11 protein-coding genes are annotated in these 12,643 nt (G+C 51.3%); 5 read left to right on the top strand and 6 right to left on the bottom strand.

Annotation, left to right across the window (positions count from 1 at the left end; all coding sequences use genetic code 11):
• Positions 1-14: 14 nt before the first annotated feature.
• The 3 genes from NV375_RS11520 to tkt are packed head-to-tail and all read right to left on the bottom strand — an operon-like array spanning position 15 to position 4,269.
• The gene (locus tag NV375_RS11520; RefSeq protein ID WP_258808345.1) at positions 15-1,199 is read right to left on the bottom strand and encodes a phosphoglycerate kinase; all 1,185 of its coding nucleotides are present in this window, start codon (positions 1,197-1,199) and stop codon (positions 15-17) included.
• A gap of 23 nt (positions 1,200-1,222) precedes the next feature.
• Positions 1,223-2,260, bottom strand: coding sequence for an erythrose-4-phosphate dehydrogenase (epd, locus tag NV375_RS11515; RefSeq protein ID WP_258808344.1), 1,038 nt, complete (start codon positions 2,258-2,260; stop codon positions 1,223-1,225).
• The gene (gene tkt / locus NV375_RS11510; protein WP_258808343.1) at positions 2,257-4,269 is read right to left on the bottom strand and encodes a transketolase; all 2,013 of its coding nucleotides are present in this window, start codon (positions 4,267-4,269) and stop codon (positions 2,257-2,259) included. The genes epd and tkt overlap by 4 nt, the downstream gene beginning before the upstream one ends.
• Positions 4,270-4,482: 213 nt before the next feature.
• On the opposite strand from tkt, the gene NV375_RS11505 reads away from it, so the two are divergent.
• Positions 4,483-5,652: a transposase gene (locus NV375_RS11505; protein WP_258808342.1), complete on the top strand. Its 1,170-nt coding sequence runs from the start codon at positions 4,483-4,485 to the stop codon at positions 5,650-5,652.
• A 36-nt stretch (positions 5,653-5,688) separates the two neighbouring features.
• Here the strand turns inward: NV375_RS11505 and metK are convergent, their stop codons facing one another.
• From metK to NV375_RS11490, 3 genes are all read right to left on the bottom strand, one after another.
• A complete protein-coding gene (metK, locus tag NV375_RS11500; protein ID WP_258808341.1) occupies positions 5,689-6,837 on the bottom strand; it encodes a methionine adenosyltransferase in 1,149 nt (382 codons plus the stop codon).
• A gap of 93 nt (positions 6,838-6,930) precedes the next feature.
• Positions 6,931-7,986, bottom strand: coding sequence for an NAD(P)-dependent alcohol dehydrogenase (locus tag NV375_RS11495; RefSeq protein WP_258808340.1), 1,056 nt, complete (start codon positions 7,984-7,986; stop codon positions 6,931-6,933).
• Between the two features lie 17 nt (positions 7,987-8,003).
• Entirely contained in the window at positions 8,004-9,854 is a 1,851-nt protein-coding gene (locus NV375_RS11490) for a M1 family metallopeptidase (RefSeq protein ID WP_258808339.1), read from the bottom strand.
• 51 nt (positions 9,855-9,905) lie between these two features.
• Between NV375_RS11490 and NV375_RS11485 the strand changes: the two genes are divergently transcribed.
• The 4 genes from NV375_RS11485 to ruvX are packed head-to-tail and all read left to right on the top strand — an operon-like array spanning position 9,906 to position 12,641.
• Positions 9,906-10,682 (top strand): 16S rRNA (uracil(1498)-N(3))-methyltransferase, encoded by a 777-nt coding sequence (locus tag NV375_RS11485; RefSeq protein WP_258808338.1) that lies wholly within the window; start codon positions 9,906-9,908, stop codon positions 10,680-10,682.
• Between the two features lie 19 nt (positions 10,683-10,701).
• Positions 10,702-11,646, top strand: coding sequence for a glutathione synthase (gene gshB, locus NV375_RS11480; RefSeq protein ID WP_258808337.1), 945 nt, complete (start codon positions 10,702-10,704; stop codon positions 11,644-11,646).
• A 30-nt stretch (positions 11,647-11,676) separates the two neighbouring features.
• Positions 11,677-12,234 (top strand): YqgE/AlgH family protein, encoded by a 558-nt coding sequence (locus tag NV375_RS11475; protein WP_258808470.1) that lies wholly within the window; start codon positions 11,677-11,679, stop codon positions 12,232-12,234.
• Positions 12,231-12,641: a Holliday junction resolvase RuvX gene (ruvX, locus tag NV375_RS11470; protein ID WP_258808336.1), complete on the top strand. Its 411-nt coding sequence runs from the start codon at positions 12,231-12,233 to the stop codon at positions 12,639-12,641. The genes NV375_RS11475 and ruvX overlap by 4 nt, the downstream gene beginning before the upstream one ends.
• Positions 12,642-12,643: the final 2 nt, after the last annotated feature.

Below are 12,643 nucleotides of genomic sequence, written 5' to 3'. Positions count from 1 at the left end.
AATCGTAATGGTTTTTAACCATTCTCTGCGCGTTCTTCCAGAATCGCGACTGCAGGTAGTTTTTTACCTTCTAAGAATTCCAAAAAGGCACCGCCACCGGTCGAAATATAGCTGATTTTATCAGCGATGCCGTACTTATCAATGGCTGCAAGAGTGTCACCACCTCCAGCAATCGAAAATGCAGAGCTCTGCGCAATGGCTTCGGCTAACGCTTTGGTACCTGCGCCAAATTGGTCAAATTCAAACACGCCCACCGGTCCATTCCATACGATGGTTCCGGCATTTTGCAGAATTTTTGCAAAAGCCTCGGCGGTCTCCGGACCAATATCAAAAATCATATCATCCGCGCATACATCACTAACTGACTTGGTTTCCGCGGCCGCTTCAGGGCTGAACTCTTTGCCGGTGACGACATCGGTTGGCACTGGAATATCGCCACCTTTGGCTTGTGCCGCAGCAACTAGGCGTGCTGCTTCGTCCATCAAGTCAGCTTCATACAACGACTTGCCAACATCATGACCCGCCGCGGCAATAAAGGTGTTGGCAATACCACCACCAACGATGAGCTGGTCTACCACCCCTGACAACGATTCCAATACCGTCAGCTTGGTTGAGACTTTGGAACCACCGACAATGGCGACTAATGGACGAGCCGGATTTGCAAATGCTTTGCCTAATGCTTCAAGCTCTGCAGCAAGTAATGGTCCAGCACAAGCAACATCAGCGTATTTCGCCACACCATGAGTAGAAGCTTGGGCACGGTGCGCGGTACCGAAGGCATCCATCACAAATACGTCACATAACGCTGCTAACTTTTGCGCTAAAGCGTCGTTGTTTTTCTTTTCGCCTTGATTAAACCGTACGTTCTCAAAAACCACCACTTCGCCCCGCGCAACCTCAACACCGTCAAGGTAATCAGTGGCAAGTTTAACCGGCACTGACAATGCGTCATTTAGGTAATCAACCACCGGCTGCAACGAAAATTGTGCGTCGTACACGCCTTCTTCGGGACGCCCTAAATGCGACATCACCATAACCTTCGCACCAGCATCGAGTGCTTTCTGAATCGTTGGAATTGCGGCTTTGAGACGCGCGTCTGAAGTTACCTTGCCGTCTTTTACCGGCACATTCAGATCTTCACGGATCAAAACACGTAAATCGGTTAAATCAAGATCATCCATGGTGATGACTGAAGACATTCCTGCACCCTCTTGCTTATTCGTTAAGTTGAAACTGACTGCTGTGCAAGCATCACTTGAGCCGTATCGAGCATGCGATTGGCAAAGCCCCACTCATTGTCACACCAGCACAGTACTTTAATTAAATGCTTGTCGGCGACCCGTGTTTGGGTGCCGTCCACAATACTTGAGCGTGGGTCATGATTAAAATCGATCGAGACCAGTGGCTCGTCAATATAACCCAAAATGTTCGCCATACTGCCTCGAGCCGCCTGTGATAACAGACTGTTAACGCGGTCGATACTCACTTCATCACGCACCGTCACGCTGATGTCCATTGCCGTCACATTAGTGGTGGGCACACGCACCTGAATGGCTTCAAACTTGCCCGCAAAGTGCGGCATGATGCGCTCAATACCCCGCGCTAAACGGGTATCCACCGGAATAATTGAACGCCCAGCAGCACGCGCCAAACGCGGATCTTGGTGATAAGCATCAATAACTTGCTGGTCGTGCATGGCGGCATGAATAGTGGTAATCGCACCACTTTTAATGCCAAATGCATCGTCGAGTACTTTCAGTACCGGTACGCTACAGTTGGTCGTGCATGACCCATTGGAGACAATTTTGTGGGCCGCAGTTAACTGGTCACTATTCACGCCAAAGATGGCGGTAAAGTCGACATCTGGATCACCTGGATGCGAGTAAAGTACGCGCGAAATGCCCAATTCGTGATAATGCGCGCCGTCTTCGCGCGAACCGTGTACACCGGTACAATCCAACACAATATCGATGCCAAGTTGTGTCCAGTCAAGGCAGCTAATCTCTGCTTCAGCAGACACGCTGATCACATCATCGCCAACTTGCAATTGATGCTTGTCGGGCGTCGTCACGGGCTGCTGGAAGCGACCGTGACTGGTGTCGTACTTAAGTAAGTGCGCCATCGCCGATACTGGTGCCAGCTCATTGATGGCGACAACCTGCAACTGCTCACGATAGCCGCGCTCGTAAAGGGCCCGCAATACATTGCGGCCAATACGACCGAAACCATTAATAGCTATCCGCGCAGTGGCTTGGCTCATTCAGCAAGTAACTCCTCAGCAGCAGCAACAATGTGCTCCGCGGTAAAACCAAAATGCTTAAACAGGTCGCCAGCAGGTGCTGACTCACCAAAACTTGTCATACCGATAATGCGGCCATTCAGACCCACGTACTTATACCAGTAGTCCGCAATACCAGCTTCCACCGCGACACGTTTCGCTACCGAACTCGGTAGCACAGCTTCGCGGTAGTCGGCCGGTTGTGCGTCAAAGGCATCGGTGGCAGGTAAAGATACCACACGCACCTGCTTACCCTGTGCCTGCAATGTTTTCGCGGCAGCCATGGTAATCGCAACTTCTGAACCTGTAGCTATTAGAATAAGTTCAGGCGCGGCGGGGCTATCAAGCAACACGTAACCACCACGCGCGACATTCGCTAACTGCTCTGCATTGCGCTCCTGCTGTGGTAAGCCCTGGCGGCTAAATACCAGTGCGGTTGGTCCGTCTTTGCGTTCCAGTGCAGCTTTCCATGCGACGGCCGACTCAACTTGATCGCACGGACGCCACGTGCTCATGTTTGGTGTCATACGCAAGCTAGCTAATTGCTCAACCGGCTGGTGGGTCGGGCCGTCTTCGCCGAGCCCAATCGAGTCGTGGGTATACACGAAAATGCTTTGCTGCTTCATTAATGCCGCCATACGTACCGCATTACGTGCGTATTCCATGAACATTAAGAAGGTTGCACCGTAAGGCACTAAACCGCCGTGCAAAGCGATACCATTCATGATCGCCGACATACCAAATTCGCGTACGCCGTAATAGACATAATTGCCACTAGCATCTTCTGCGGTAACGCCTTTCGCGCCATCCCACAAGGTCAGGTTTGAGCCCGCCAAATCCGCTGAGCCGCCAAGTAATTCTGGAAGTTTCGGGGCAAACGCATTGATCGCATTTTGCGACGCTTTACGACTTGCAATGTCTGCCGGCTCCGCTTGTAACTTCTCAATGTAAGCTTGCGCGTGCTCGGCAAAGTCACTCGGTAACTCGTTTGCTAATCGACGCTGCAATTCCGCCGCCAATTCTGGGTGAGCATCCGCGTAGGCAGCAAACCGTTGGTTCCATTCGTTTTCTTGCGCAGCACCTGCGTCCTTCGCCGACCACGCTTGATAAACATCGTCAGGAACTTCAAACGCAGCGTAATTCCAACCGAGTTGCTTACGTGCTGCAGCAATTTCGTCGGCACCCAGCGGCGCACCGTGACAACTTTCGCTGCCTTGCTTATTCGGCGCCCCAAAACCAATGATCGTTTTGCAAATAATCAATGTCGGTTTGGCCGTTTCGCCGCGCGCTGCTTGTATGGCTTGGTCAATGGCTTGTGCATCATGTCCGTCTACGTCACGAATCACATGCCAGCCGTAAGCCTCAAAACGCTTTGCCGTGTCATCGGTGAACCAACCTTCAACTTCGCCGTCAATGGAAATGCCATTGTCATCATAGAAGGCAATGAGCTTGCCCAAACCAAGCGTTCCTGCCAATGAACAAACTTCATGGGAGATCCCCTCCATCAAGCAGCCATCGCCAAGAAAGGTGTAGGTGTAGTGATCGATAATGTCATGACTTGGACGGTTAAACTGTGCCGCGAGCACTTTCTCGGCGAGCGCCATGCCTACAGCGTTCGAGATACCTTGCCCTAATGGGCCTGTGGTGGTTTCAATACCAGGCGCGTAACCGTACTCAGGGTGACCAGGGGTTTTGGAATGTAACTGCCGAAAGTTTTTCAGATCATCGATATTGAGCTCATAGCCGGTTAGGTGCAGCAACGAGTAAATCAGCATTGAGCCATGACCGTTCGACAAGACAAAACGGTCGCGGTCAGCCCAATTGGGGTTAGCAGGGTTATGTTTCAGGTAGTCCCGCCAGAGCACCTCGGCGATGTCGGCCATACCCATCGGCGCACCCGGATGTCCGGAATTGGCTTGTTGTACGGCATCCATGCTGAGTGCGCGGATCGCGTTGGCAAGATGCTTACGTTCAGAAACTGCTGTCGTCATAACGAAAAACCCCAAATTGCTGCTTGAGAAAAATGCTCACTAGGTGCGCGTATTCTCCACAATTCGGGGCTTCTAAGCAAATTAGCAATTACGCGGTAAATCCTCGCTCATTCGGGAGGGGATATAAGTCGTTCTCTTATAGTAGCAAGTCGTCTTGACTCAAGTGTAGTGACGTGCAAATATACTGTATGCATATACAGTGTATTGCTGACCATGTTAAAAACAACCAAAGTGCGCATCTACCCGACACCCGAGCAGGCGGAATTTCTCAACCGCCAGTTCGGTGCTACGCGGTTCGTGTACAATAAGGCGTTACATGTCATCAGCTCACAATACAAACGCCATGGCCTGAAGCTTAAGGCCAAGAAAGACCTTAAGCCGCTGTTGGCGGTGGCGAAAAAGTCCCGCAAGTATCACTGGCTCAAGGATTTTGATTCAGTTGCACTCCAGCAAGCGTGCATCAACCTCGATAAAGCCTTCCAGAACTTTTTTGACCCGAAGCTCCCCGCCCGTTATCCCAAGTTCAAGCGCAAGCATGGGAAACAATCCAGCTACCACTGCATGAATGTGAGTGCTGGCGCAAACTGGATCAAAGTGCCGAAGATGAATCCGATCAAGGCGCGGGTTCACCGTGAATTGGACGGAAAGCTCAAGAGCATCACTCTCTCGCGCACGGTAACAGGGAAATACTACGCCTCGCTGTTGCTCGACGACGGCTTGAAAACACCTACCCTAATGCACACTGTTGATACCGTGCTGGGCGTTGATATGGGGCTAACTCATCTTGCTATCGACTCCGAAGGTAACAAGACCGCGAATCCCCGTTTCCTGAAGCGTGCCCAGTCTAACTTGCGACGCAAGCAGAAAGCCTTATCTCGCTGCCAGAAAGGCAGTACAGGTCGCACGAAAGCACGGTTAAAACTGGCTAAGGCGTATGAACGCCTAGCGAATGTCCGTGCTGACTTCCAGCACAACCTGTCCCGACAACTCATTGACGAAAACCAAGCGGTGGTGGTCGAGACATTGAAAGTCAAAAACATGCTGAAGAACCGTAAGTTATCAAAGCACATCGCAGACGCAAGCTGGTTCGGCTTGATCCAAAAGCTGGAGTACAAGGCCAAAGCGCAGGGCAAACATCTCGTCAAAGTCGACCAATGGTTTGCCAGCTCCAAGACCTGCTCCAACTGCGGCCACAAGGTGGATGCTCTGCCATTGTCGGTGCGCAACTGGACATGCCCTGCTTGTACAGCACGGCTTGATCGCGACATCAACGCCGCGATCAATATCCGGCAGCAGGGTATTATTAAACTACGAGCCGAAGGACTGTCGGTTCCTGCCAATGGAGGCTTGCGTAAATCCGGCCATGCCCCGGTTGCTGCCTAAGAAGTTGGAAGCCTCGCCCGAAAGGACGGGGAACAGTCACATGTCAGCTCGCAGGGCTTCCGCTTTGTCAGTTTTCTCCCATGGGAAGGCATCTCGACCAAAGTGACCATAGGCTGCTGTCTGTTGATAAATCGGGCGTTCCAGGTCAAGCATCTGAATCAAACCATAAGGGCGCAAGTCAAAATGCTTGCGAACTAGGGCGATTAATTGCTCTTCGCTATAAGGACTCGTACCAAAAGTTTCAATGCTGATCGACGTTGGTTCGGCCACACCAATTGCATACGACACCTGAATCTCACAACGCTCGGCCAAGCCAGCAGCAACAAGGTTTTTCGCCACGTAACGTGCCGCATAGGCGGCACTGCGGTCAACTTTTGATGGATCTTTACCTGAGAATGCACCACCACCGTGCCGCGCCATACCGCCATAAGTATCGACGATGATCTTGCGACCGGTTAAGCCACAGTCACCCATAGGTCCGCCAATCACGAATTTCCCAGTTGGATTAATGAAAATCCGCTCTTGATTCACTGGGAACCATTCCTCTGGCAACACTGGCTTGATGATGGTTTCAATCACCGCTTCACGCAAATCAGCTTGGCTAATGCCCTCAGCATGCTGGGTAGAAAGCACCACGGTATCAATTGCAACAGGCTTGCCATCTTCGTAAACGAAAGTCAGCTGGCTTTTTGCATCTGGGCGTAACCACGGCAGCGTACCATTCTTACGCACTTCCGCTTGGCGTTGCATGAGTCGGTGCGCATAGGTAATCGGCGCAGGCATCAACACGTCCGTCTCATTCGAGGCGTAACCGAACATCAAACCTTGGTCACCGGCGCCTTGCTCTTCTAGTGACGCACGATCCACACCTTGGTTGATATCCATTGACTGCTTACCAATGGCATTTAATACAGCGCACGAAGCGCCATCAAAGCCCATGTCAGAGTGGGTGTAACCGATTTCACGGACGGTATTACGTGCCAACTCTTCGATATCAACCCATGCGGTTGTCGAAACTTCACCACCGACCAACACCATGCCGGTTTTGACGTAAGTTTCGCAGGCCACGCGCGCGCGCGGGTCCTGAGCAAGAATTGCATCGAGAACTGCATCTGAAATTTGATCAGCAATTTTATCCGGATGTCCTTCTGATACTGACTCAGAGGTAAAAAGGTGCTTCGCCATAGTGTTCGGTCTCAACTTATCTTTAAGCTAAAAAATTGGGCGTAGTTTAACGAAACCACGCCCAACTTTCCACATTTAGACGTCTAAAAGTCTTTATTTCTGTTTCAACGTTGCCATATCAATGACAAAGCGATATTTCACATCGCTTTTTAGCATCCGCTCGTAAGCTTCATTGATGTCATCCATCGCAATCATTTCGATGTCAGAGGTGATGCCATGTTCGGCACAGAAATCGAGCATCTCTTGGGTTTCGGCAATACCGCCAATCAATGAACCCGCCAAGCTGCGACGTTTAGCAATCAAGTTGAACACCGCCGGTGACGGATGATGCTCAGCTGGGACGCCCACCAAACACATCGTGCCGTTCAACCGCAACAGGCTCAGATAAGCATCCAAGTCATGCGGAGCTGCCACGGTGTTTAAGATAAAGTCGAGCTGATTGGTCCACGCTTTCATTTGCTCTTCGTCTTTCGAAATGACCACATGATCAGCACCTAAGCGCTTGCCATCGTCTACTTTACCTGGCGAGGTGGTGAACAGCACCACTTCGGCGCCCATCGCTGCTGCTAACTTCACCGCCATGTGACCAAGACCACCTAGCCCTACTACGCCGACTTTATGGCCCTTGGTAACACCCCAGTGACGCAATGGTGAGTAGGTCGTAATACCGGCACATAGCAAGGGTGCAACACCAGCTAAATCAAGGCCTTCGGATACGCGCAAGACAAAACTTTCTTTAACGGTGATGCGATTCGAGTAACCGCCATACGTGACACCACCTAAATGCTTGTCTTCGCCGTTGTAAGTGCCAACAAAACCATTTTCACAGTATTGCTCGTGGCCCTCGTCACAACTATGACAATGCCCACAAGCGTCGACCATACAGCCGACACCCACAGTATCACCCACTTTAAATTTGCTTACCTTGTCCCCGACTCGGGTAACCTTGCCGACGATTTCGTGTCCCGGTACGCATGGGAATACAGTTCCACCCCATTCATTACGTGCCTGATGCAAGTCTGAGTGGCAAACACCGCAGTACGCAATTTCGATTTCAACGTCTTCCGCAGTCGGGTCGCGACGTTCAAACTCAAAATACTCCAGATCTTTGTCTGCAGCCTGTGCTGCGTAACCTATTGCTTGTGGCATAGCGTACTCCTTTTTGCTTACTGTTCAGGATAAAGCAGGGCTTCATTCACCGTCTGCGTGAGCGGATGATAGCCAGGCTTGGCTTGCTGATAAACTTCGCGCGCCCATTTCAGATTGTCGGGCGTTTTCGCCAGCTCACGGTAAAGCGGGCTGACCAGTTTGTTACGGCCAATAGTAAGCAAGTAGTTACGCAAACGATCCCGCGCTGGTTCATAATTTTTTACGATCGCTAACTTTAACCATGCATGCGCAATCTCTGCGTTCTTGCTTTGCGTCAAGTTGAACTGCTCATCAAGCCGACGCATATTCACGCTGGAAATATCCAGCGGTAGGTTGTTAATGAAATGCAGCCATTCGTGCGTGGTCCACTCTTGTGTTGTTAACTGACCACCTTTTAACCAACGTTGCATTTGCTTTTCAACTTCCGCAAACGCATTTGATGTAGGCTTGGGCGCATCCGCTGGTAAGCCCGGCTCATGAATCCACTCATTGACCTTGTCCATCGACACGACGTCAGGGTTCTTGGCCAATAAATGACGCGCTAAATACGCTTTGAATTCGGCAGTTGAAATACTTTGAAAGGCGAAGTCATCGAAGTACTGACGCAAGAAGTTATCAAAGGTCTCACGACCAAACTTGTTTTCGAGATACACCAAGAATAGTTGGCCTTTTACATACGGAACCTGCGAGAACACATCATCAGGGTGGCGTGTGCCCAATTCGATATTGAGTACGGTGTCTTTCGGCGCCAAACGTTCCATATTGTCGAGCAAATCTTGGTAGCCTAAAGCCAATTCCATTTGCGCACGGCGCTCACCGAATAGCGACTCCATAATACGATTCTCCACATAACTGGTGAAGCCTTCGTTTAGCCACAGATCGCGCCAGCTCGCATTGGTCACGAGGTTCCCCGACCATGAATGCGCTAATTCGTGGGCAATTAGGTTAATCAAGGTGCGGTCGCCCGACACCACGGTTGGGGTAATGAACGACAACCGTGGATTTTCCATGCCGCCAAATGGGAAGCTCGGTGGCAGAACCAGTAAGTCATAACGATCCCAACGATAAGGCCCATACATTTCTTCAGTAGCGGTGATCATCGCTGGGGTATCTGCCCATTCCCAAGCAGCGTCATCAATGATGTACGGTTCAGCAAAAACTGCGACATTGTCGCTGATCTCTTTCACCACTAACTCGCCCGCAGCAATAGCAATCAGGTACGGCGGGATTGGCTGTGGCATGCTAAACGAATAGTTGCCATCAAGCTCCGGATCGAGACTATTATCAGCGCTCATTACCGCCAACATGCCTGCCGGAGTGCGAACGGTTGCATCATAGGTTAAGCGCAACGCTGGCGTGTCTTGAATCGGAATCCAACTGCGCGCATGGATCGGCTGTGATTGACTAAACATAAACGGAAACTTAACGCTTTTGGTTTGTTCAGGACTCAGCCATTGCAGGCCGCTGGCCGTGGGGGCAGTTGTATAGTGAATGCGTACTTTGTCCGTAGCTTCACCAATGCTTACTGTCAGTTCTTGCCCCAACGTTTCATGGGGTTCGGCGAGTTTAAAACTGGTTTCTTGCCACGCATTATCTTGCCAAATTTCTGCTTTGCTGATGGTCAGCTCACGCGTGTCCATGTGCACAGTGGTTGCATCGTCACTTTTGCGCACCAAATCGTAGGTTGCGGTACCACGTAGTTGTTTCCCCTCAAAATCAACGGTCAAATCAAGTTCCAGATGAGGTGTTGTAACTTCCTGCAATTTCGCATAGCTATGTGCATCTTCAGCCCATGCGCTTTGGCTACTGGCGGCGGCCATGACTGTTGCCGCATACGCCCACTGTTTTAGGTTGTACTTTGTCGCCATGTTGGGTTTCCTTCTGATAAGATGATGACGTTAGTTAATTAGGATCATGTTATGCGAGTACCGCGAATTTATCACCCTTTGCTTGATGCTTTAGCCGAAAATAGTGAACAACCGAGCTTCGCAGAGGGTCAAGTCTTCGCTTTAGGCGATGAAGCAGCCAGCCATGTAGGTCGTGTTTTACGCATGACTGCGGGCCAAGCGCTCGAGGTCTTTACCGGCGACGGCTACGATTACAGCGCCGAGATTGTCAGCGCCAGCAAGAAAAACGTCGAGGTTCGCATCACTGGGTTGCAAATCAACCAAAGCGAATCACCCATTAAGATTCATTTGGGCCAGGGCATTTCGCGCGGTGATCGTATGGACTTTGTGTTGCAAAAGTCTGTCGAACTGGGGGTGCATAGCATCACGCCATTATTTACCGAACGTTGCGGCGTTAAGCTCAGTGGTGAGCGACTCGAAAAAAAGCGCCAGCAGTGGCAAAAAATCGTGGTGAGTGCTTGCGAACAAAGTGGCCGAGCTGTGGTTCCCAAGGTGCATCCACCTGTGTCACTCGCGCAGTGGTTACAAGACTTACCGCAAGCGCTGCGGTTGACGCTTGATCCGCAGGCGCCAAAGGCTTTGCGTGAACAACAACTTAGCAACGACCTGGTGCAGTTGCTCATTGGCCCGGAGGGCGGTCTAACCGACGCCGAAGTCGCAACTGCTGCAGCCGCCGAATTCCAAGCGGTGCAGCTAGGCCCTCGCGTGTTACGCACCGAAACCGCAGCGTTGACAGCGTTATCCGTCGTGCAATATCAATTCGGCGATCTCGCCGGCAGCGCAAACTAATTTACTCAGGAGCTCAACCATGAAGTTAGCTATGATTATGGACCCTATCGCGAGCGTAAAAACCTACAAGGATACGAGCTTCCGTCTGTTACTCGAAGCCCAAGCGCGCGGTTACCAATGCCATTATCTCGAGATGCACGATTTGTCATTGGTACAAGGGCAACCCATGGCGCGCAGTCGCACGGTCAAAGTGGTCGATCAACCTGACGACTTTTATCAGCTTGGTGAAGTGGTTGAGCAGCCGTTGGCTGACTTTGACGTCATCATGATGCGCAAGGATCCGCCGTTTGACACCGAATATGTCTACGCAACCTACATGTTAGAACTGGCCGAGCAAGCCGGTGCGTTGGTGGTCAACAAGCCGCAAAGCTTACGCGACTGCAACGAAAAATTATTTACCGCTTGGTTCGCGGATCTGACACCACCGACCATCGTTACCCGTCGTGCCGAGCAAATTAGAGCGTTTCATCACGAACACCAAGACATTATCTTGAAACCGCTCGATGGTATGGGTGGCGCATCGATTTTTCGTGTCGGTGCCGACGGTAACAACCTCGGTGTCATTATCGAAACCTTGACTGCCCACGGTAGCCGCTATGCCATGATTCAGCGCTACATGCCGGAGATCAAAGACGGCGATAAACGTATTCTGATTATCGACGGAGAACCCATGCCCTACTCACTCGCCCGCGTTCCTTCGGCTGGCGAAACCCGCGGGAATCTCGCTGCTGGCGGTAGCGGTCGACCGCAACCGCTAAGCGATAGCGACTGGGAACTTGCCCGCCGCGTTGGTCCAGAACTAAAGCGTCGTGGTTTGTTATTGGTGGGCTTGGACGTGATTGGCGACCGCATCACCGAAATAAATGTGACGAGCCCCACTTGTATGCGCGAGATCGAAGCCGCATATGACATTAATATAGCTGGACAACTTTTTACCGCCATTGAAGCGCGTAAAAAAGCATAATGCGCTAAGGGTGAGAGGTTTATGGAAGCACTGACGAATTTACAAAATCACTTTTTAATTGCCATGCCTGATATGGAAGACCCGTTTTTCCATCGCTCGGTCACCTATATTTGTGAACACAATGCAGAAGGTGCCATGGGGTTAGTGATCAACCAACCGATTGAGTTGAATGTTGCCAAGGTCCTCGAGCAACTTGAAATCGTCGTGCCTGAACAGTCGGTCATGTTCGACAAACCAGTATTTGCTGGCGGTCCGCTAGCCCGTGACCGTGGCTTTGTGTTGCACGGCGCCAGCGACGATTGGAACAGCTCTGCGCACATTAGTGATGACATCATGATCACCACATCCAAAGACATCCTTGAAGCCATGGGACGTAACCAAGCTCCTGAGAACTTTATTCTTACCCTTGGCTACGCGGGTTGGGAAGCTGGGCAACTTGAACGTGAATTGGCCGACAACAGTTGGCTGACCATTCCTGCTGACCCAGCTATCTTGTTTCACACGCCAAGTAGTGAACGTTGGCAGCGAGCCACTGAAAAGCTTGGTTTTCACGCTTGGCAACTTGGTCCGGGAGCTGGGCACGCATGAGCCAACTGCTGGGCTTTGACTTCGGTACCCACAATATCGGCGTTGCGGTTGGCCAAACCATTACCGGCACCGCCTCGCCATTACCGGCGTTAAAAGCTAAGGATGGTCAACCCGATTGGGCGAAAGTCGCGAAGATGATCGCCGAGTGGCAACCTCAATTACTGGTCGTTGGCCTGCCCTTGAACATGGATGGTAGTGAGCAACCACTTACTGATTTAGCCAGAAAGTTCGCCAACCGCCTGCACGGTCGTTTTGGCTTGCCGGTTGAATTGCAAGATGAGCGTTTGACCACGGTTGCAGCGAAAGAGGAGTTGTTCGCTCGCGGCGGCTACCGCGAGCTGAGTAAGGACAAAATCGATAGTGCCGCCGCACAGCTTATTTTGGAAGACTATCTAGCGAACCGTTAACC

Source organism: Pseudidiomarina sp. CB1, assembly GCF_024752025.1.
Lineage (GTDB): Bacteria > Pseudomonadota > Gammaproteobacteria > Enterobacterales > Alteromonadaceae > Pseudidiomarina.
The sequence above is the reverse complement of the archived record's forward strand: the minus strand, read 5'-3'. Positions and strand labels throughout refer to the sequence as shown.